Here is a 19,213-nt window from a genome sequence, read left to right as displayed (position 1 = left end):
CAAGCGCTTTCTTCAGACAGCGGTTCGAGGGGGATGACGTCCGGGAGAAGGGATCTGCCCGTGAAGGGGTGAGCACGCAGTGATAGGGACAAGCGCACGCTCGAATTGATCAGCCAACAGCGACATCACTGAGAACGACGGAGGGCACAGCGTGCAGGCCTGGGCACAACAGTCATGAGTGGCCGAGTGGTCCATATCCGTCTGGCCGTCTGTCTGAATGTGGTTTTCACCGCCGGCATGGACGATTTGGGACGAGCAAGGCTGCGGACCGGCATGTGACTGGGTGGACGCGAGTAGAAGCGTGATCGCCAGCAAGGCGACGGTCAGCATGATCCAATTCTGGAACCTCAAAATACCGCTCATCACCTTCTCTCTATCGATACCACCAGAATAGGCGTTTTCGAGCCCTTGCGGATTGATGTCGGTCAACCCAACATCGAGCTTGCAGCTTCCCATAATGGGAAGGTCAAGTGCTCCGAAGCGCAAGCTTGCGGGAATAAAAAATATAGGGTAGCCCCCTATGTTATGAGCCACACAATTAAACACAAAGACAAGCTGCTCGCCCGCGTTCGCCGGCTTAAGGGACAAATCGAGGCTGTGGAACGATCGTTGGAGAGCGACGCCTCTTGCGGCGAGGTCTTGAACTTGGTCGCATCTATTCGGGGTGCTGTCACTGGGTTGACCGGAGAACTGATCGAAGACCACATCCGCGAGCACGTTTCGAACCCGCAGACCGATCCCGATCAGGCTCGAGCACAGGCCGCGACTGAACTCATCGATGCCATCAGGACCTATCTGAAATGACCTCGGACACCCGCCTTCGGTCCCCTCACGACCACATTTTCCTCGGTGACAACCACGCACGCAACGAGCGCCGCACCTGGCTCGTGATCGTCATTACCGCGACCATGATGGTGATCGAGATCGCCGCCGGCTCGCTGTACGGATCGATGGCACTTGTAGCCGATGGCTGGCACATGTCGACGCACGCGGCCGCCATGCTGATTGCAGCCCTCGCCTATATGTTCGCCCGCAAGAACGCCCATAACCCGCGGTTCACCTTCGGCACAGGCAAACTCGGTGACCTTGCGGCCTTCGGCAGTGCAGTCGTCCTGGCGCTGATTGCGCTATTGATCGGCTGGGAGAGCCTGACGCGCCTCTACAGTCCGGTAGCGATCGATTTCCCGCAGGCAATCTCGGTGGCGGTGGTAGGTCTCGGTGTGAATCTGCTGTGCGCATGGCTACTGCGTGACGATCACTCGCATCACCACCATGGACACGACCACCATCATTCTCATGACAGTGACAGCCACGGGCATGATCATGCGGCAGCTACCGACAACAATCTTCGCGCTGCCTATCTTCACGTGCTAGCAGATGCCCTGACTTCGGTGCTCGCGATCGCGGCGCTGATTTTTGGAAGCCTCTACGGATGGAACTGGATGGACCCTGCTATGGGTATCGTCGGCAGTCTGGTAATTGCTCGTTGGTCGTGGGGTTTGATGCGGGATACGGGCGCTGTCCTGCTTGACTATCTTCCGCCGCATGAGGACCTACCGCAAGAAATTCGGGACATCATCGAGACCGAAGGAGACGAGATAGTCGATCTGCATGTCTGGCAGCTCGGTCCAGGACATCATGGAGCCATCGTCGCGCTCCGTTCACCAGCACCGCTACCCGTCGCAGCCTACAAAGCCAAGTTGGCCGCTATTCACGATCTCTCTCACGTCACGGTCGAAGTGCAGTCCGCCTAAGCTCCTGGATCAGGAGACGAATATCCGATGAAGGCGATCGCATTATTCGGCTCGCATTGATGGTGTTTCGGCAAGGCCGTCCTAGTCAATCACGGCCAACCCCACGCCACCGACTGCGGCTACAACTACGACGATCCACGGCGGAAGCTTCCACGCCATCAACAGGACGAAACAAAGAAGCGCCAGCGTGAAGTCACGCATGTTGCCGATCGCGCTGGTGAATACAGGGGAATAGAGTGCAGCACCGAGTATGCCGACGACGGCTGCGTTCGCTCCCTGCATCACGGACTGCGCCGTCGCCATCGAGCGGAAGCGATCCCAGTACGGTAGCACGCCGACGAGAAGCAGAAAGCCAGGCAGGAAAACCGACAGAAGCGCGATCATCGCACCTGCGATACCATTCGGCTCGGGACCGAGCACAGCACCCAGATAGGCGGCGAAGGTGAACAGCGGTCCGGGGACGGCTTGAGTGGCTCCATAACCTGCGAGGAACGCGTCAGGTGTAACCCAACCCGGCTGGACGACTTCGGCCTCGAGAAGGGGCAAGACCACGTGGCCGCCGCCAAACACCAGTGATCCTGCGCGGTAGAAGCTGTCGGCGACGGCGAATGTTTGGCCGTACTTGGCAAGCAAGGGCAGCGCCACCAGCAGGCCGAAAAAGGCGATGAGTGCCGCAGCCGCGCCCCGGCGTGATACCGGCATCGTCACATGGCCGCTCAAAGGCGTGTCGGTGCCACGGCCGAGGAGAAGACCTGCAATGGCGCCAGCGAGGATCGCTCCAATCATACCAAAGGCACCCGGGAGGAAAGCAAGGATCGCGACGGCCAGGACCGCGATCGCTGCCCTTTCCTTGTCCGGGCAGAGGTTTTTTGCCATGCCCCAGACGGCCTGCGCCACGATGGCGACAGCGACGATCTTGAGACCATACAGTGCGCCCGTTCCAATCGGCCCGGATATGCTTGCAGCCGACAGGGCAAACAGCAGGAGGATCAGCGCGGACGGTACGGTAAAGGCTGTGAAGGCTGCAAGTGCTCCAAGCCAGCCCGCACGCATCATGCCGAGAGCGAAACCAACCTGGCTGGAGGCAGGACCGGGCAGGAATTGGCATAGTGCTACCAGATCGGCATAAGCGTGGTCGGAAAGCCATGCGCGCCTGTTGACGAGTTCTTCCCGGAAATAACCAAGATGAGCGATCGGACCGCCGAAGGATGTCAGGCCGAGTTTGAGGAAGGTGGTGAAGACTTCCGATGGCGTGCCTGCCGGCATCTTCGTATCGGTCGTGATCGCGCTATCCGTCATGAGGTTCCAGCCTCTCCCTTGAGTTCTTTCAATTGGATCTTGGCGACCGCCAGGCCTTCGCGCCCGAGATCCGTGATGGCGTAGAATTTTCGTGACGTGCGCCCGTCGCGCTCGGTGGTGCTGGAAAGGTAGCCGTCCCGCTCCATCTTCGACAACATCGGATAGAGCGTGCCGGGAGACAGGCGGTAGCCGTGTCGGCCCAGTTCGTCGATCATCCATTGCCCATAGACCGGATGCTGCGCTGCGTGATGCAGGATATGCAGCCGAACCAGGCCCGAGAGCAAATCATGATGGTCCATACGGCTCGACATGGAGGCACTGTCCGATTTCGTTATCGACATCCGATAAACCATCCTCTAGTTTCGAGGTCAATCCTTGTTCAATAGCGATGGGCAGAATGAAGCCCGGGGACAAGGGGCCAACGGCGCAACCATTTTGGCCCGCAGACTGGAGAAGACCATGGACCACGCTCCTCTCATCAGCGCCAACGAGCTTCAGATGCTTTCGCCGCTACGATTGCTTTACGTGCCGGGCGGTGGCGAACGAGCGGACGGACTTACCAGCGTTCCAATTGATGACTGGATCGAGACCGCCAAGCGCAGCCAGAGCGGCTTTGACGACCTCACCTTCTGGCATCGTGAGCTTCAGGCACTCGGGGTCGGACCGGACGCTATGACTGTCGTGCTCGACGATGGCCGCATGACCGAGGCTGCCCGTGTCTGGTTTATTCTGCAATATTTCGGGCTGCCCGTGGCCGTTCTCAATGGCGGGTTATCCGCACTGAACCAAAAGCCGGAGCAGTTGGCTCCTCATTCGACCCCTCTGAATCTCCGGCCCGGCTCAGGTCGCGTGGGACTGAGGGACAGGTTGACCCTCAGAGGTGAGTTGGAAAACGTGCAGATATTCGACGCACGCACCGGTGCAGAGTATCGCGGCGAGGATCTGAAGGGAAACTCACGCGGCGGACATCTGCCGGGTGCCATCAATCTTTCGCATGACATGCTCTTGGATGGGCAGCGTCTGCGCGACGCCCGCGAGATTGAAAACATGCTGGATGCGGCCGGTCTGAGCCGTGATCTACCAATTGTCAGCCACTGCAACGGTGGCGGTCGCGCTGCACTTGCGGCACTCGCCGCTGTGATGGCGGGCCGGAGCGATGTGAATGTCTACTATCTCAGTTTTGCCGATTGGGCAGCAGATGAGAGTTGTGCAATCAGCACACCGCGCTGAAAACTGGCAGGCACGACTGCAGCTTGGATCCTATGCTGTTGTGAGCGGAGGCCGTGCTTCTGGTCCCGTTCCAGCCGTTCATTGGAGCTTATATGCTGTCTCCTGTGAGCGCTAAGCGGTCATAGGATTCGCCTTGAACAGATTCGAACCAATGACCCTTAATCGAAGTCCTGACCGTCCCACGGATTGATAACTTTCAATCCAGCTGCCTTGAACGGGCTTTTGTCCCTCGTCGCCACCGCGAGACCCTTCTCTGCAGCTGTAGCCGCAATCAATCCATCGGCCATACCGATGGCTTTACCAGATACTCGCGCGCCTGCCATTAGTTCAGAATAAAACCGCGATGCGCCTATGGTGAAGGGCAGAATACGCTCAACGAAATGCGGTAGGACTTCATCCTCAAGACGGGTGTGTAGGATGGCTTGACGCCGCCCGGCAGGCATTGATGCGATCCCAAACCGAAGCTCCGCAACTGATATCGCCGAGATAAAGAGCGTTTCGATTGCCTGTGCATCCAACCAAGCTACTACCTGTGCAGCCGGAGCCGGCTTCCACGGCTCTGATATCACGTTAGTGTCTATCAAGATCATTCGAAAGTCATTGGTTCAGCTGGCACCTTTTCGCGCTGTTGCAGCGATTCAACATCGCTGTCGGACAAGTCGGCCTGTCGCCCGATATCCACAAGCAATGTCCCAAGCTTTACGCGCTGAGAGGGCCGAACAGCAGCCTCGAGGATGGCCCGAATTTCTGCCTCAGTGCTCCGGCCATGATGAGTTGCTCTCACACGCAACGCACGGTGGGTTTCATCAGAAAGATTGCGAATGGTAACCGCCGGCATCTTTATGACCTCATTAAGCCAACAATAATGATATCATTGTAGTTCACATGATATCATCTTTCAAGTGACTCGCGGGGAAGCAGGAAGAGAAACCAGAGCCGACTTTCTCCGCCACGAAGGGACGAAACTGCGAGCTGCTTTTCAGTAGGCTTGCGGCGTCATGCCGGAAATTTACCCAATCGGGTTTTCTGCCAGTTGCATTTTTTGAGTTATAGCCAGCCTTTCTATAACTCAAAAACAGCTTCGGAGCGACCGAAGCGAAGAGTAGATCACTCAGATAATCCCCCACGCACGAAACCTCCCCCTCCCCGTCATCTCGCGAAGACCAAGCTCCTGCACGATGCGCCGCGCTCCTTGCGGCGTCACCTTGAGCGTCTTCGCCACCATGCCGGCGGAGATCAGCGGTCGGGCCATAGCGAGCTCCACGAGCTCCGGCAGCCTCGATGACGTCCGGCGTCCCTCAAGTTTGCGCATCATCATCTGCCGCGCCAGCACCAGGCGATCATGCTCCTTCAGCCCCGTCTCTGCGGCAATCACCAACGCCCTTGAAATCGCCAGCAACCGCGTCTCGCGATCACGATGCCGGCGCCGATCGACGGGAATGGCCTTCAGCCCGAGATTGATCGCCACGAGATGAGTGCCGGTGGTCACACAGCCTTCGCGCAGGATCGAGGCGGCCAGCAGCCGGCCGAGCCAGGGCGCGTGCTGGAGTACGGCGATTTCATTCCAGGCGTCGAGCGCCACGATGGCCTGCAGAACCGGCGGCAAATCCTGGGCACGCGTCAAGACGGCCCGCCACTCCTCAAGCCGTTCGTCCTCATCCCAATCGAGATCGTAGACGAAGGGATCCCTCTCCGGAGCGTTTCTGGCGCGCACAGGCTTCTTCGCCTCTTCGATCGCAGCACCGGATCGGGCGAGTACCGCGTCGATTGCGGCAAACGCATCACTCAGACCGTCGGTATCAGGATCTTCGGCCTCCCCTACCCCAGCCCGAGTGTCGCTCACCTCAACACTCCCATCCGGTACCCCCTCCCCGTCTCCACCCAATGATGCCCCGGCCCACGGCCGGCCGCGGAGGGAGGCGATACCTTGAGCAGAAAGCGCCCAGGCCGGGGGATGGGCAGCGATGCGCCGTCGGGTTTTCAGGATATCGCGGGCGATGGTGAGCTCGTGGGTGGGGGTGCGGATGTCGCGGAGTGCATCATGCAGGACGAGGTCCTCGAGATGGACAAGTTCGCCGTCGACCCAGAGCGAGGCATGCGCCTCGAGGAAATGCGAGCGCTCAAGAAAGCCCTCACCGATCAGAGAGCGGGCGATGCGCTCGTCAAGACGGGCAAGCGCGACGGCGACCTCGGAGATCGGCCGCAGCAGGCTCTGGATGGGCAATTTGGTGAGATCATAAGACATTGAATTTATGGTAAACGATTCGTTAAGCGAAAGCTATATGCGCTATACGGTTCTATACTTACCATAAATCCGCCCGGGGTTTCTGGCCTCCGATAAGTAACCCTTATCGGAGGTGATTGATTTGACGCGGCGGAAGGCCTAAAGTCGTGGCAAATCACGGCAAAGACCATAGCTGGACGCGCAGAACTAGAGGGCTAACAATAGGATGAAGAACGGCTTAGTCGCTGCGAACGGTAGCCTTGTGACGTTGGCTTCGAGCGAGATCGACGAACCGACGCTTTACCTCGTCGAACAGTACGGGAGGCAGTGGCCCGTGATATCCGCTCTCGCCGTCAACAGGGCGAACGTCGGGCCCTGGCCAGACGAAGCGGTTGCTTTCGGTCAGCACGATCCACGACCGCTCATCATCAAGGCCAAGGCGGCGCTTGGTCGCAGGCGGGATTTCGATGGCGTCGCTCGGATCGGACGGTGGCGAATGCGTGATCGGCAGGACACGTACTGCAGGTGTTCCATCGTCAAGCGTCGCAACAATGGCCAGCACGAGCGCCGGGCGGTCCTTGTCACCCTCTTCCCGTCCGTCCAGATGCTGCCAGTGCCAAAGATAGGAATAGCGAAAGACCCAGCCGACCTTGGGTTCAATCGGCAGCATTCTTGTCCATCAGCAGTTCGGCATTGAGATGATCAAGACCCGTCTCCATCGTCGAAGCCTCGATCGCGGCAAGCTCGTCGTCACTGATCGCAGCCGTCAGATCGACCTTCCGATCGCGCTTGGCCAGCCGGAGATAATCTTCATAGGCCATGAGCACTGTGCGCGGCCGGCCGTTCTTGGTGATGATCACCGGCTCTCGCACGGCGGCATCCTGATAGGCACCGAAATTCTTCGAAACCGCAGCTGCTGTCACAGTCGACGTCATGGCAGATCTCCTTTGTTCCGGAATATACGGGTTTTCCGGACTTTGTGCAAACGCTCCGAAGAATCGGGAAGCGCAGGATGACGAGGAAAGGTCTAGACGCTCCTTCCAGCCACGACACACTCGCGCGCCGGGTGGAGGAGCTCGATACCATCGCGTCCGTCTTGCCGATGCAGCGGCGTGACGAACTCGCCGAGCTGCTGACGGATCAGGATGTCGAAACGCTGCGCCATCTGGTCAACCAGGGAATGGGGGCCAACACGCTGCGCGCGCTGACCTCAGATCTGGCCTATTTGCAGGCTTGGTCGCTGGCAGCCACGGCTCGCTCCCTTCCCTGGCCAGCGCCCGAAGCGCTCCTTCTCAAATTCGTTGCGCACCACCTGTGGGACGCGGAGAAGCGTCTGACGGATCCTGAACACGGAATGCCGGCAGACGTCGAGCAGAAGCTTCGGCTTCAAGGATTTCTACGCACTCTCGGGCCGCACGCCCCTGACACCGTGCGCCGGCGGCTCGCCACCTGGTCGACGCTGACGAAATGGCGCGGGCTTCAGGGTTTCTTCGCCTCACCTGCCCTCCGATCCGCCATCAGACTTTCTATCCGAGCAACGCCGCGGCCGAGAAAGCGAAAGAGCGCGAAGGCGGTCACCGGAGACGTACTCGCAAAGCTTTTAGCGACCTGTGCCACCGGTAGTCTGCGCGATGTGAGAGATCGGGCCATCCTGATGGTAGCCTTTGCTTCTGGGGGGCGACGTCGGAGCGAGATCGCGGCCCTCAGGCTAGAACAGTTACAGCTGGAGGAGCCCATTGAGGTGGATAGCGGTCCTCCCCTGCCCTCTCTTTCGATCCATCTCGGCCGCACCAAGACCAGTGGCGCAGAGAACGACGAAGTGGTGTATCTCACCGGCCGGCCGGTGGAGACCCTGAACGCTTGGCTCAACGCAGCCAAGATCGACAAGGGCAGTGTCTTCAGAGCCATCGATCGCTGGGGCAATGTCTCACGCCGGCCCTTGGACCCGAAAGCCATCAGCGACATCGTCAAGCATCGGGCCGAACTGGCTGGGCTCGATCCAGCGGAGTTTTCAGCTCACGGGCTGCGTTCCGGCTATCTGACTGAAGCAGCGAACCGCGGCATTCCTCTTCCCGAAGCCATGGAGCAATCGCGTCACCGCTCCGTTCAGCAGGCTTCGGAGTACTACAATCATGCTCAGAGGCGCAGCGGCCGTGCATCCCGCCTTCTAAGCTAAACAATCCATCGATTGGAAGCGTTGAGACTTTAAACTGCGCAGTCTTTGATAATACACTCAAATGCACGGGCTGTTGGCCCAAATGCCATTCTAGGAGAGCCCCATGCTTCGTGGACTTGCCGTCCTTCTGCTGTTCCAGTTGGCGGGCGAGAGCCTTGTGTTCTTGCTGGAAGTATCCATACCAGGTCCCGTGGTGGGGCTTGTGCTTTTGTTTTCAGCCCTTCCGGTGCTGGATCGCCTATGGACGCAGAAAGCAGCAAGTATCGATGAGGCCGCCGAAAACCTCCTGTCAAATCTGGGGCTGTTTTTTGTACCGGCAGGTGTCGGCGTCGTCGCCCTGGTCACCATCCTGAGTGCTCAGATATGGGCACTTGGTGCCGTACTCATTCTGTCCGCGGTTATCACATTGATGCTCACGGTTTGGGCATTCATCATGGTCAGAAAGCTGATTTCTGTAGGGCGCCGGTCATGAACCGATCGCCGATTGAGCTCTGGGTCTACCTTTCAGCCTCTCCTCTCTTATGGCTCACATTGACCCTATTTACCTGGATCTTGGCTTCCGAGCTTTCAAAAAGACTGGGACGGCATCCCCTGGTTAATCCAGTGCTTGTCTCCATACTTGCGCTGTCCGTCATGATGATCACGGCCGAAGTGCCATATGAGCGTTACTTCGCGGGAGCCCAGTTTATCCACTTCTTGCTGGGCCCAGCTACGGTGGCAATCGCCGTACCTTTGTATAGGAAATGGAACGAAGTCAGGGCCTTACTGCTGCCGATCATTGTAGCGCTCCTAGTCGGCTCATTAGTGGCTATGGCCTCTGTGATCGTGCTCGGCCAAGTCTTTTACCTCCCGCGGGACATGCTGCTGTCTTTTCTACCAAAATCGGCAACAGCGGGCGTGGCGATGGCGGTATCTCAGTCGCTCGGCGGCGATCCGTCGTTGACGGCCGTACTGGTCATTCTGACCGGGATCTTCGGCGCGCTGATCGTTACGCCTTTCATGAACACAATGCGAATAAAGGACTACGCCGCTCGTGGATTTGCCGTAGGACTGACGGCCCATGGGATCGGTACCGCTCGAGCTTACGAGGTGAACGCTACGGCCGGCTTGTTTGCCGGTATCGCCATGGCGCTCAATGCTGTAGCGACATCGGTCTTAGCACCTTTTGCGGCGCAATATCTACTTCCTTGAGCAGATCTTGCTAGCAGCGCTGGAGCAATTACTGCCGTGGAATAGGAAACCCAAGACCCTGAGTGCTCAGGCCGCCTGAACTACAGCCTTCGCCGGATGCTCACGACATAGCCGCGAAGTCTGCCCCGCATGGTCTGCCCCTACAATTCAAAAAAAGGCCCGCCACTGGTGATGGCGGGCCAAGCGCCGCTCCTGGGAGTCCCAAGCGGCGGGGGATGGTTTGAACGTCAGCCCGTAACCGGTTCAGATTGGCTCCGCTTTCCGGAGGCGGCGAGCGCAAGACCCACCAGGACGAGCCCAACGCCTGCTGCAAACATGACACCCAGTGGATCGCCGAACAAGAAGGCGCTGGCGGAGATGCCGAAGACTGGCTGCAGATACTGGACGCTGGCCGCGACGCGCGCGGGAATGACTTTGAGTAGATTGAGCCAGAGGATCAATCCGACGACTGTCACCATCAAACCGAGATAGACGATGGCGAGCACAGACGGGGCAGTGAGTTCGACGGAGTGATCCGTCATCTCCCAGGCTGCGAGTGGAAGCATGGTCACGAACCCGGCCAGCATGTTCCAGGCTGCGACAGGCATGAGGCCGTAGCGGTTCGTCAGCTCCGCGCTCCAGATGTAGTAGATCGCAATGCCAACGGCCGAGACAAGCATCCATGCGACGCCCGGGGCCGTCGTCCGGGACATGTCATCGACACCGCGACCACTGCCAACCGCCACAAGGGCGATGCCTCCGAAGGCTGCCAGCAGACCGCACCAGTGCACCCAGCTAACCGGCTGCTTGAACCGTATGGCAGCCAGAATGACCATGAAGATCGGAATGGTCGCAGATAAAATGGTGCCGACCGAGGCGGAAGTCCCCTGAACACCAAACGACTGCGCAACGTTGCCAAGCGTAATGCCCACGACGCCAAGGCCCACCACGGACGGTATCGCCTCCCTTGGCAGTCTCAGTTCCTTGCGTGCGAGGAACAGGAAGAGCGGCACGGCGACCATGAAGCGGAGGGCAGTGAAGGTCATCGGCGGGATTGTGCCAAGCCCGAATTTGGTGATCGGGATGGACAGCCCCCACATGAGGGCTAGGAGCAGCATGGCCAGCAGGCTCTTGCCCGAGATCGAGTAGCTTGGCGCATAGGCGTTTGCAATGGCGACCGTTTCATTCTGGACGGATGACAAAGGCTTGGCCTCACGACGAGGTTGGTGTGTGTTGCATCAACGTGTAATGTTCCCGACACGCGTCGTACAAACCATTTGTTCTCACAGCACGCGTGAACTTAGGTCACTCATGGACGGTCATGTCGGACAATCTTCCTCCGCTGCAGACACTTCGCGCCTTTGAAGCGGCTGCTCGCCGCCTCAGCATGACACTCGCAGCCGAAGAGCTGTATGTCACCCACGGTGCGATCAGCCGCCAGATCAGGGCACTGGAAGATGATCTGGGCGTGCCGCTTTTCCGCCGTCTGACCCGACGGATCGAACTGACCGAGGTTGGACAGTCCTTCTACGGCACCGTCACGAGGTTTCTTTCCGAACTCGGACGCGAAACGGAAGAGATACGGCGCAGGAGTGATACAAACCGTCTTGTCATCAGTTGCGGCATTTCTTTCGCCAGCAAATGGCTCACACCGCGTCTTCATCGTTTGATGGCGGAGCACCCGCATCTCGATGTCCATCTCGAAGTAACCGACGCAGCCGTCGACTTCTCGTCCGGGCATGTAGATGTCGCGCTCCGCTATGGGGCCGGGCAATACCCCTATGCCTCCGCCGAGCGTGTCATGAACGAATACGTGTCTCCCGTCTGTTCCCCGGAATACCGTGAGAAGATGGGCGGGTTACAGAGCATCGAGGACATCGCAAGGTGCCAGCTCATTCATGAGATCGGGATGCTCACCACATGGGAGCGCTGGTTTGCCGCAATGCGCCTCCCGTTTCCAGGCACGCGCGGTCCTGGCTATAGCCATGGCAGCATGTCGATTGACGCTGCCATCCAGGGTGCCGGTGTCGCACTCGGACGCAGTGTTCTTGTGGCCGAGGACCTTGCCGCCGGAAAGCTCGTGTCGGTGTTCCCGCAGGCCAAGCTGGATGTCGAATGGGGCTACGATCTACTCTACAGGACTGGCAATCGAGACCATCCGAAGGTGGCGGTGTTTCGCAACTGGATCGACGGAGAGGTTCGCCTCTTTTCCCGATAGCGGCTACGTTCTGGGCGGGGCAATGGTGCCCCTTCAACTTGCTCAGTAGCTTCTAACTTTGTCATGTGAGCTTTCAGCCATCTGCTCTACAGGCGCACGGGGCTCATCAAACACGATTGAACCGAGTTTTAGTAGCTGCACCGCGCAGAGCGCCGCCAATCCGAACACAAATAAGGTTCGCCACGTCATGGATTTCCGGGCCTCCCCCAAGAGCTGGAATTCTCTCAACCGACCGCCGCTCTACGCTCTGCAGGATTGCTGCATCCGGCAATCAGTTCTTGGAACGCCACTGGCATTCCCAGATAATACCCCTGCACCGTATCGCAGCCGAGCACACGCAAGATCTCAAACTGAGCAGCGGTCTCGACACCTTCAGCAACGACGGTGTGCCCGAGGCCATGAGCCATCGAGATTATGGCCGACACAATAATCCGGCTATCGTGGTTCGTTACAATGTCGGAGATTAGGGAACGATCGATTTTGAGACTGTCGTAAGGCAGTCTGGACAGCTGGGACAGGTTGGAAAACCCCATCCCGAAGTCATCGATGGACAGTTTGAAACCGGCGCGCTTCAGAGCCAGCAGATGTTTTCTCGCCTTGTCGACATCCAACATCGCCACGGCTTCAGTGACCTCTAGCTCAAAAGTATCCGGCTCGACGCCAAGTGCCTTTACATAGTCGGTGAGCCGTTCGGCAAAGTCATCTTCCGCAAACTGAGTTGGACACACGTTGACCGCCATGTGGCATGAGATCCCCGAGGCGCGAAGTTTCGGAATGTCGGACGCGACGATCGACATCACCTTGCGTCCAATCCGCTCCAGCCCATCACCTGTCCCGACCACATCAAGGAAGCTACCGGGATATAACAGACCCCGCTCTGGATGCGCCCACCGCACCAGAGCTTCATAACCCTCAATGCTACCTGAAACGAGGTTGATCTTGGGTTGATAGTGGACCACGATTTCGTCGTTTGCGATTGCATGAACAAAGTCACGTTCGAGCTCACCGCGATCAATGGCCCGTTCTCGCATTTGATCGTCAAAAAAGGCGTAGGTGCCGCGACCGCGGCGCTTCGCCTCATACATGGCCATGTCGGCGTACTTCAGGGTTTCAGCAGCATGAACGGCTTCATCGCCAAGCACGGCAATACCAACACTTGCCCCAATGTGCACTTGTCGTTCGCCGATCTCAAACGGCTTGGCGAGTGATCGGATGATCCGCTGAGCTACGTCCGTAACGTCTGTGTCCCCTGCACTACCCGTCACCAGCACAACGAATTCGTCACCAGCAAACCGGAACAGGAGTCTGCATCCGGCCGATCCCAAATTCACACTGTCTGGCGTGAGGCATTGGTTCATCCCATCTGCGGTGATTTGAAGGCCGTCCACCATCATCCTGGTTGCAGCCATCTGAAGCAGGGTGTCACCGACTTGATGACCATAGAGATCATTGACTTGTTTGAAGCGATCGAGGTCGATGAAGAGGGCATGCCCTTTAAGATCAGGGTTTCGGTCGATGATCTCGTTCAGTACAGCGCGGTTGGGAAGGCCGGTTACTCCGTCTTCATAGGCCAATGAGTTGATCTTAGAAACATTATCGTTGAGGCGCGCCACCATCTTTCGGAAGCTCTCGGCCAGGCCGCCAACTTCACAATTGCAGTCCACAGTGACCACAGCGCTGTAGTCGCCGGAGGCAATAGCCTCCGTACTAGCTTTCAGGTTCTGAATTGGACGTGTGAGCCGCCCAGTCAAGTAATATGTAAAGCTTGAAGCGGCCGCGATCGAGGCAACCAGCTTGAGATAGCCTGAGGCGGTCAACGCATGGGAAAATTGGCTGTCGGCTTCCAGCAAGTAGAACACAAGTGCTGCGACAATTGAGCAAAAAGCCCCAATCATCAGGGTGAACCGTACGCGCAGACTGTTCAAGCCACGGCCTAGAATGCGTCCCGTGATCAGCTCGGTATCGACTTCCATGACTGCACCTTCATTGCCGGAATGGGGACGCGGACCAGGACGAGCTGGTCCGCGACTTATGAACGGAAGACTTCAGAAATCTTCCCACGTCTCCGCTTTGACAGCAGCGTTGCCTCTGACGGCGGTGGCGACACGGTTCAACAGGCGACGGGCAGGTGATGGTGTTGCCGTGGAACTGGATGAGGCTGCGGCTGGTGACGATCTAGTCTGCGTATTGCTGATCTCGAAGCGCCCAATGAGCTGAAACAGAGCATCCGCCTCCTTAGCCAACGAGTGGCTAGCAGCCGTCGAACTCCTCGACCATAGCTGCATTCTGCTGGGTGCCTTGGTCCATCGTATTGACCGCGGTGTTGATCTCCTTCAATCCGGTCGCCTGCTCCTTTGCACCCTCGACGATGGCAGTGACATTCACGCTGACGGCCTGGACCTGAGAGACAATATGCTCAAGCGCCTTACCGGTCTCGGTCACAAGAAGTACACCGTTCTCAACCTGCTCGCCTGATTTCGAGATCAGGGCCTTGATCTCCTTCGCTGCTGACGCCGATCGCTGTGCCAATTCTCGAACCTCTTGCGCGACGACGGCAAACCCCTTGCCAGCCTCACCGGCGCGTGCCGCCTCGACACCTGCGTTCAAGGCAAGCAGATTGGTCTGGAATGCAATCTCGTCGATAACGCCGATGATATTCGATATCTCTCGAGAAGAAGACTCAATCTCCTGCATCGCAGAGACGGCACGACTGACGATTTCACCCGAACGCTCTGCAGACTGCCTGGTCTCCTGGACCTGCTTGCCAGCCTCTTCGGCGCGCCGACTGGAATCGGACACCGTAGTCGTAATCTGTTCAAGGGCTGCTGCGGTTTCTTCCACCGATGCTGCTTGCTGCTCCGTGCGTTTGGACAGGTCGTCTGCGGCTGCCCGGATCTGGTTTGAGCCGGCAGCAATGGCCTGTGCGTTCTGCCCCACTGTGCGCATGGCATCTTCCAACCGGGACACAGCATCATTGAAGTCGACACGGACCTGATCCAGCCGTTCCGCGAACACGGTCTCGATACGGTAGTTCAGCTTGCCATCAGAAAGCTGCCCGAGGGCATGACCAATGCTATCTACCGCAAACCGCACTTCGGCTGCTTCCTGCGCCTGTAGACGCTCGCGCTCAAGGCGCTCCCGCTCGCTGAGCGAACGATTGGCTTCAGCTTCCCGTTCGAGGCGAACGCGCTCCTGTGCATTGTCCCGGAACACGGCCACGGTAGAAGCCATCTTGCCGATCTCGTCTTTGCGGCCTTCTCCGTAGATCTCAACGTCAAGGTTGCCGCCGGCAAGTTCCGCCATGGCCTGAGTAATTGAATTTACTGGTTTCAGCACACCTTGCAGCACCGTCCAGATCGATAGACCGGCCACAACCGCTCCCATGGACGATAGCGCAACCATAAGTGCCGTCAGAGCCGCGCTCAACTCATTGCCGTCCGCCAGGTTCTGTTTGGAAACTTCGATCTGCAGGTCGATAAGCTTCGAAATGTCAGAACCGAGCGGATCGATCGTTGGATAGAGCTTATTGTCGGCATATTCGGCCAGGGTCGACAGATCGCCCGATGCAAGGATTTGGCGAAGTTGATCAACGCCTTCATTCGCCTCAGCTCGGACCTGCGCGAAATGATCAACAATCTGACGCTCCTCAGTCGTCAATTCGGTCGCGAGGTAAGCCTTCCAGTGATCTTCAATCGTCAAAAGAGCTTCATCGACACTCTTTAGGCCTTCTTCGGGAGACATCGCTCCAGATCGAACCTTATGCGCGGTATCGACGATGGAAACTGCATATCCATCGCCGATCCGTTTCAGTTGCTCCATAGGAATGACGCGGTCGGAAACAATTGAGTTAGCAATCTCTCCTTCTGCTCGCATCGCGTAGAAGCTGAAGCCGGAGATGATGATAAGCGCTGCCGTCAGCAGCGAGATGCATGCAAGTAGCTTGACCCTGATGGTCATGATGTACCCTTCCCCAATCGACCAAAAGCCCCCTTGGCCTGCTGCATCCGGTCATCTCGAGCGTCCGCTCTTTCCTAAGGGTCGGGCCCCGGAACCGCATGCCTTGGTCGGCACCTACAAAATTTAGGGGGTATCTGTTTACGATTTGCTAATTCGGATCGAGCTTATGCAAAATTATTGGGCATATGCCTCTGGACTTGGCATTGATCAAATTGGTGTGCTCGCTGAAATTTGATGAAAAGCTTAGTCGAGTCGAGACTGGCAAGTAGCTGGTCGGACGATGGGTTCGGAGATCCACCACCCAAGTAGCAGCGCAACCGCCTCGAGCTGCTTGTTCCGGCCGAAGTCGGGAATGCGGGAGACAGCTGATCGGAAGTGATACCGATCTCGGCGCTATCGTTCGGTTGGCGCAATTGACGAAATGGTCGGGCACACTTCGCTACGGAAACCGCTGCCCCGTGAGCATCGCCACCAGCTGGAACCTGTTCCGAATTCCGCTCTGATATAGGCTGATCAGAACTTTGGCGCCCTCTTGCGCCTGCGGCGATGCTTGAGAGACGCCGCGCAGTTCGCATACCCGCGCGAAAGCTTTCTCCAGTAGTGCCAGATCGTCAGGTGTCAGAGCTGAATTCAGGTTTTTGGCAACGTCGTGAATCATCCGCGCGAACTAATAGCTCCTGCGCGCCTTTCAAGCCCTTTGATCTCATCATGCTGATGGCTCCCGATTGTCATTGCACTGCCGTCGCGTCAGGCAAAGCCCGGCTGTCCTTAGGGACTCTGATGGTTGAGAAAGCTGCTGCCTCTAGCCATCGCCTTCAACTCGTCCTCACTGCGAAAGCCCGACTTGAAGAGAGCTACCAGCTCTTTAGCCAGACCAAGCTCTTCATCCGCATTTGAGTAGCCAGATTGGTCTCGAAACAGGTCGGCGAGCACTCTGCGTAACAATGCTAACCCTTGAGGGCCTATCTCCTGTTCATCGTCGAAATAGGTTCCCCCCATAAGCCGCTTCTCTCCCCAAGCTGTGCCCCATAACATAGTGACATGACATCACGCCTTTAAGCTTTGCAACACATTCTCGGTACAGCTCGACGTCTCTCCCGGTTCTTTTCGATAAATCGAATATCTGGCTTTCTCATCCTCCCTGGGCGATAGCCCGCCGTTGCCTCGATCGGCGACTCATTGCAGGTACTTTAGGGTATACCTTCTGAGACAATCTGCGTGAGACATTAAACGGTGTATCATTTGGGTTGCTTTTACGATTATGAGACGCTACCCAATGAAGGTCTAGAACCTAATGAGACGTTTCATGGCAATTTACGGGTATGCGCGGGTCAGCACCATCGATCAGGATCTGGCAATTCAAGAGGCGGCTCTGAAGGCGGCCGGATGCACGGTCATCCGGGCCGAAAAGAAATCCGGATCGACTAAGCAGGATCGGAAGGAGCTCAATACCCTCCTGGAATTCATGCGCGACGGCGATAGCCTGGTCGTGACGCGGGTCGATCGGCTGGCGCGGTCAGTTGGGGATCTGCAGGACATCGTCCGACTGCTCAAGCAGAAAGGGGTGACTCTGAAGGCGACAGAACAGCCGATCGACACCAGCTCGGCTGCCGGCAAAGCTTTCCTCGATATGCTCGGCGTGTTTGCCGAGTTTGAGACGAACCTCCGCAGAGAGCGGCAGATGGAAGGCATTGCCGCAGCAAAATGCAGAGGGGTCTACAAAGGCAGGAAGCCGCACGTTGATATTGCTGAGATCCGCCGACTTAAATCCGACGGAATGGGACCAACAAAGATCGCCAAAACGCTGAACATAGGCCGGGCGAGCGTTTATCGTGCCCTAAGAGAAGCCGCATCATCGTAAGTCAAAATGGCAGCTTCGCGGCGTCATCCCGGTCATCTGCACTCCAATTGCTGATGCCGGGAAGCTGCCATCGCATTGGGTTTTTGGCTTGGTGATGGGCATCCGCTGTATATTCGGGTTGCCAGGCCGGAGGCAGAGCTCCGGCCCGGCCAGGATCACATGACTCGCTTGATATCGCTGTACGCACCGTCGGTCTTGAGCGTCACGGTGACGGGATCTCCGGTTCGGTTGCGCCAGAACCAGCCATGATTGCCATCGAATGCGGCTTCCAGCACGCCGGTGTCTTCGGCAACGCCTCGACCCTTCTCATAGCTGATGCTTTCGCCACCACCGTCGCCATGTGTGTCGAAGTTCACCTTCGAGCCGTTAGCGGTCCAGCTATAGTTGGCCTTCGCGCCTTTCAGCATGACGAGCTTCACCTCTGCACCTTCGCCGGGCTGCAGCGTGATCGAGATCTCGTCCTGACGCACGGCATCCTGGGCATAAGCGGCGGAGATGCCGAACTCGCGGATGATCCGCTCCATCAGGCTTGAGCCTTCCTGCGGGGCTGCGGCCGGGGCCGCTTGCGGTGCGATCAGGCTCTGTCCGGCGTTCTGGTCTTTCTGACGGTCCAGCTCGGCTTCCTCGGCGAGTTGCGCCTTGATCTCACCCATTTCAGTCAGCCCCATCACGGAGCCGAGGCCTGTCGGGTCGATGGCGTATTCCGAGGGCATGACAACCGTCACCAGCAGAACACCTGCTGCAATTGCGGAGATGATCGTCGACTTGACGAGCTGGGCTGAGGTCGGGAGGTCGTCGGGATTGGGGGCTTGAGAGTTGAACATTGGGTTTTTCCTTTCAGGTTCAGGAAACGAAATAGCCGGTCATCTGCATGCCAAAGAGCAGCCAGCCGGCGGTCATCATCAGGACATTGGCGGTGTAGGCATGGCGCAGGAAGCCGGAGGTCTTGCGCCAGTAGCTCATGGCAATCAGGATGATGGCGAGCGCAATGAGCTGACCGATCTCGACGCCGACATTGAAGGCGAGCAGGTTCGGGATGAGCCCGTCCTCGGCGATGTCGTATTCGAGGATCTTGGTTGCGAGACCCAGCCCGTGGAACAGGCCGAAGACCAGCGTCGCCACCCTGGTGTTCGGCTGGAAGCCGAGCCAGCGCTGGAAGGCACCGAGATTGTCTAGCGCCTTGTAGACGACCGAGAGCCCGATGATGGCATCGATCAGATAGGCGCTGACATTCCAGCCATAGTAGACGCCGAGCAGCATCGTGGTGGAATGGCCGACGGCAAAGAGGCTGACATAGAGGGCGATGTGCTTCAGCCTGTATAGG

General features: G+C 57.9%; 19 protein-coding genes and 3 pseudogenes. 8 read left to right on the top strand and 14 right to left on the bottom strand.

Annotation, left to right across the window (positions count from 1 at the left end):
* Nucleotides 1-12 precede the first annotated feature (12 nt).
* Complete coding sequence (locus AC1PUL_RS21795) at nucleotides 13-429, bottom strand: hypothetical protein (protein WP_480468731.1); 417 nt, start codon at nucleotides 427-429, stop codon at nucleotides 13-15.
* A 96-nt stretch (nucleotides 430-525) separates the two neighbouring features.
* Here AC1PUL_RS21795 and AC1PUL_RS21790 point away from each other — a divergent pair, with 96 nt between their 5' ends.
* Together AC1PUL_RS21790 and dmeF are read left to right on the top strand one after the other, a co-directional pair.
* A complete protein-coding gene (locus AC1PUL_RS21790; RefSeq protein ID WP_480468730.1) occupies nucleotides 526-804 on the top strand; it encodes a metal/formaldehyde-sensitive transcriptional repressor in 279 nt (92 codons plus the stop codon).
* A complete protein-coding gene (gene dmeF, locus AC1PUL_RS21785) occupies nucleotides 801-1,754 on the top strand; it encodes a CDF family Co(II)/Ni(II) efflux transporter DmeF (RefSeq protein ID WP_480468729.1) in 954 nt (317 codons plus the stop codon). Before AC1PUL_RS21790 ends, dmeF begins: the two co-directional genes overlap by 4 nt.
* 81 nt (nucleotides 1,755-1,835) lie before the next feature.
* Here the strand turns inward: dmeF and chrA are convergent, their stop codons facing one another.
* Both chrA and AC1PUL_RS21775 read right to left on the bottom strand, forming a co-directional pair.
* The gene (gene chrA / locus AC1PUL_RS21780) at nucleotides 1,836-3,053 is read right to left on the bottom strand and encodes a chromate efflux transporter (protein ID WP_480468728.1); all 1,218 of its coding nucleotides are present in this window, start codon (nucleotides 3,051-3,053) and stop codon (nucleotides 1,836-1,838) included.
* Complete coding sequence (locus AC1PUL_RS21775) at nucleotides 3,050-3,352, bottom strand: PadR family transcriptional regulator (RefSeq protein WP_136600425.1); 303 nt, start codon at nucleotides 3,350-3,352, stop codon at nucleotides 3,050-3,052. Before AC1PUL_RS21775 ends, chrA begins: the two co-directional genes overlap by 4 nt.
* Nucleotides 3,353-3,428: 76 nt before the next feature.
* Here AC1PUL_RS21775 and AC1PUL_RS21770 point away from each other — a divergent pair, with 76 nt between their 5' ends.
* Complete coding sequence (locus tag AC1PUL_RS21770) at nucleotides 3,429-4,283, top strand: sulfurtransferase (RefSeq protein ID WP_480468727.1); 855 nt, start codon at nucleotides 3,429-3,431, stop codon at nucleotides 4,281-4,283.
* 158 nt (nucleotides 4,284-4,441) lie between these two features.
* On the opposite strand, the gene AC1PUL_RS21765 is transcribed toward AC1PUL_RS21770, so the two are convergent.
* The 5 genes from AC1PUL_RS21765 to AC1PUL_RS21745 all read right to left on the bottom strand — a co-directional run bounded on the left by AC1PUL_RS21765 (nucleotide 4,442) and on the right by AC1PUL_RS21745 (nucleotide 7,442).
* Complete coding sequence (locus AC1PUL_RS21765) at nucleotides 4,442-4,873, bottom strand: PIN domain-containing protein (protein WP_480468726.1); 432 nt, start codon at nucleotides 4,871-4,873, stop codon at nucleotides 4,442-4,444.
* Nucleotides 4,870-5,121: a FitA-like ribbon-helix-helix domain-containing protein gene (locus tag AC1PUL_RS21760; RefSeq protein WP_480468725.1), complete on the bottom strand. Its 252-nt coding sequence runs from the start codon at nucleotides 5,119-5,121 to the stop codon at nucleotides 4,870-4,872. Before AC1PUL_RS21760 ends, AC1PUL_RS21765 begins: the two co-directional genes overlap by 4 nt.
* Nucleotides 5,122-5,394: 273 nt before the next feature.
* Nucleotides 5,395-6,528 (bottom strand): RHE_PE00001 family protein, encoded by a 1,134-nt coding sequence (locus AC1PUL_RS21755; RefSeq protein WP_480468724.1) that lies wholly within the window; start codon nucleotides 6,526-6,528, stop codon nucleotides 5,395-5,397.
* Nucleotides 6,529-6,745: 217 nt separating this feature from the next.
* Nucleotides 6,746-7,177 carry a plasmid maintenance toxin (PemK-like) gene (locus AC1PUL_RS21750; RefSeq protein WP_480468723.1) on the bottom strand — a complete coding sequence of 144 codons (432 nt, stop codon included), beginning with the start codon at nucleotides 7,175-7,177 and terminating at the stop codon, nucleotides 6,746-6,748.
* The gene (locus AC1PUL_RS21745; RefSeq protein ID WP_480468722.1) at nucleotides 7,164-7,442 is read right to left on the bottom strand and encodes a type II toxin-antitoxin system Phd/YefM family antitoxin; all 279 of its coding nucleotides are present in this window, start codon (nucleotides 7,440-7,442) and stop codon (nucleotides 7,164-7,166) included. The genes AC1PUL_RS21750 and AC1PUL_RS21745 overlap by 14 nt, the downstream gene beginning before the upstream one ends.
* 77 nt (nucleotides 7,443-7,519) lie before the next feature.
* On the opposite strand from AC1PUL_RS21745, the gene AC1PUL_RS21740 reads away from it, so the two are divergent.
* The 3 genes from AC1PUL_RS21740 to AC1PUL_RS21730 all read left to right on the top strand — a co-directional run bounded on the left by AC1PUL_RS21740 (nucleotide 7,520) and on the right by AC1PUL_RS21730 (nucleotide 9,874).
* Nucleotides 7,520-8,683, top strand: a complete 1,164-nt coding sequence (locus tag AC1PUL_RS21740; protein ID WP_480468721.1) for a site-specific integrase — start codon at nucleotides 7,520-7,522, stop codon at nucleotides 8,681-8,683.
* A gap of 103 nt (nucleotides 8,684-8,786) precedes the next feature.
* Nucleotides 8,787-9,155, top strand: a complete 369-nt coding sequence (locus AC1PUL_RS21735; protein ID WP_480468720.1) for a CidA/LrgA family protein — start codon at nucleotides 8,787-8,789, stop codon at nucleotides 9,153-9,155.
* A complete protein-coding gene (locus AC1PUL_RS21730; RefSeq protein ID WP_480468719.1) occupies nucleotides 9,152-9,874 on the top strand; it encodes an LrgB family protein in 723 nt (240 codons plus the stop codon). Before AC1PUL_RS21735 ends, AC1PUL_RS21730 begins: the two co-directional genes overlap by 4 nt.
* A 227-nt stretch (nucleotides 9,875-10,101) precedes the next feature.
* On the opposite strand, the gene AC1PUL_RS21725 is transcribed toward AC1PUL_RS21730, so the two are convergent.
* Nucleotides 10,102-10,971 (bottom strand): DMT family transporter, encoded by an 870-nt coding sequence (locus AC1PUL_RS21725; protein WP_480468744.1) that lies wholly within the window; start codon nucleotides 10,969-10,971, stop codon nucleotides 10,102-10,104.
* A gap of 203 nt (nucleotides 10,972-11,174) precedes the next feature.
* On the opposite strand from AC1PUL_RS21725, the gene gcvA reads away from it, so the two are divergent.
* Nucleotides 11,175-12,071: a transcriptional regulator GcvA gene (gene gcvA, locus AC1PUL_RS21720; protein ID WP_480468718.1), complete on the top strand. Its 897-nt coding sequence runs from the start codon at nucleotides 11,175-11,177 to the stop codon at nucleotides 12,069-12,071.
* 224 nt (nucleotides 12,072-12,295) lie between these two features.
* Here the strand turns inward: gcvA and AC1PUL_RS21715 are convergent, their stop codons facing one another.
* The 3 genes and pseudogenes from AC1PUL_RS21715 to AC1PUL_RS21705 form a co-directional block, all read right to left on the bottom strand.
* Nucleotides 12,296-14,044, bottom strand: a complete 1,749-nt coding sequence (locus AC1PUL_RS21715) for a putative bifunctional diguanylate cyclase/phosphodiesterase (RefSeq protein WP_480468717.1) — start codon at nucleotides 14,042-14,044, stop codon at nucleotides 12,296-12,298.
* Nucleotides 14,045-14,116: 72 nt separating this feature from the next.
* A pseudogene (locus AC1PUL_RS21710) lies at nucleotides 14,117-15,485 on the bottom strand (methyl-accepting chemotaxis protein); the annotation flags it as partial.
* 78 nt (nucleotides 15,486-15,563) lie between these two features.
* Nucleotides 15,564-16,028 (bottom strand): annotated as a pseudogene (locus AC1PUL_RS21705) (Tar ligand binding domain-containing protein); the annotation flags it as partial.
* 1,306 nt (nucleotides 16,029-17,334) lie between these two features.
* Here AC1PUL_RS21705 and AC1PUL_RS21700 point away from each other — a divergent pair.
* Nucleotides 17,335-17,889 carry a recombinase family protein gene (locus AC1PUL_RS21700; protein WP_480468716.1) on the top strand — a complete coding sequence of 185 codons (555 nt, stop codon included), beginning with the start codon at nucleotides 17,335-17,337 and terminating at the stop codon, nucleotides 17,887-17,889.
* 155 nt (nucleotides 17,890-18,044) lie between these two features.
* Here AC1PUL_RS21700 and AC1PUL_RS21695 read toward each other — a convergent pair whose 3' ends face one another.
* The gene (locus tag AC1PUL_RS21695; protein WP_480468715.1) at nucleotides 18,045-18,713 is read right to left on the bottom strand and encodes a transmembrane anchor protein; all 669 of its coding nucleotides are present in this window, start codon (nucleotides 18,711-18,713) and stop codon (nucleotides 18,045-18,047) included.
* Between the two features lie 19 nt (nucleotides 18,714-18,732).
* A pseudogene (locus AC1PUL_RS21690) lies at nucleotides 18,733-19,212 on the bottom strand (HupE/UreJ family protein); the annotation flags it as partial.
* Between the last annotated feature and the right edge of the window lies 1 nt (nucleotide 19,213).

It is taken from the genome of Rhizobium sp. P43, from assembly GCF_056730705.1.
This window is presented reverse-complemented; position numbering and strand designations above follow the sequence as displayed.

Coding starts and splice junctions, on each gene's coding strand:
- AC1PUL_RS21790 (WP_480468730.1), top strand. CDS start 526: ATGAGCCACACAATTAAACACAAAGACAAGCTGCTCGCCCGCGTTCGC.
- dmeF (WP_480468729.1), top strand. CDS start 801: ATGACCTCGGACACCCGCCTTCGGTCCCCTCACGACCACATTTTCCTC.
- chrA (WP_480468728.1), bottom strand. CDS start 3,053: ATGACGGATAGCGCGATCACGACCGATACGAAGATGCCGGCAGGCACG.
- AC1PUL_RS21775 (WP_136600425.1), bottom strand. CDS start 3,352: ATGGACCATCATGATTTGCTCTCGGGCCTGGTTCGGCTGCATATCCTG.
- AC1PUL_RS21765 (WP_480468726.1), bottom strand. CDS start 4,873: ATGATCTTGATAGACACTAACGTGATATCAGAGCCGTGGAAGCCGGCT.
- AC1PUL_RS21760 (WP_480468725.1), bottom strand. CDS start 5,121: ATGCCGGCGGTTACCATTCGCAATCTTTCTGATGAAACCCACCGTGCG.
- AC1PUL_RS21755 (WP_480468724.1), bottom strand. CDS start 6,528: ATGTCTTATGATCTCACCAAATTGCCCATCCAGAGCCTGCTGCGGCCG.
- AC1PUL_RS21750 (WP_480468723.1), bottom strand. CDS start 7,177: ATGCTGCCGATTGAACCCAAGGTCGGCTGGGTCTTTCGCTATTCCTAT.
- AC1PUL_RS21745 (WP_480468722.1), bottom strand. CDS start 7,442: ATGACGTCGACTGTGACAGCAGCTGCGGTTTCGAAGAATTTCGGTGCC.
- AC1PUL_RS21740 (WP_480468721.1), top strand. CDS start 7,520: ATGACGAGGAAAGGTCTAGACGCTCCTTCCAGCCACGACACACTCGCG.
- AC1PUL_RS21735 (WP_480468720.1), top strand. CDS start 8,787: ATGCTTCGTGGACTTGCCGTCCTTCTGCTGTTCCAGTTGGCGGGCGAG.
- AC1PUL_RS21730 (WP_480468719.1), top strand. CDS start 9,152: ATGAACCGATCGCCGATTGAGCTCTGGGTCTACCTTTCAGCCTCTCCT.
- AC1PUL_RS21725 (WP_480468744.1), bottom strand. CDS start 10,971: ATGCTGCTCCTAGCCCTCATGTGGGGGCTGTCCATCCCGATCACCAAA.
- gcvA (WP_480468718.1), top strand. CDS start 11,175: ATGTCGGACAATCTTCCTCCGCTGCAGACACTTCGCGCCTTTGAAGCG.
- AC1PUL_RS21715 (WP_480468717.1), bottom strand. CDS start 14,044: ATGGAAGTCGATACCGAGCTGATCACGGGACGCATTCTAGGCCGTGGC.
- AC1PUL_RS21700 (WP_480468716.1), top strand. CDS start 17,335: ATGGCAATTTACGGGTATGCGCGGGTCAGCACCATCGATCAGGATCTG.
- AC1PUL_RS21695 (WP_480468715.1), bottom strand. CDS start 18,713: ATGTTCAACTCTCAAGCCCCCAATCCCGACGACCTCCCGACCTCAGCC.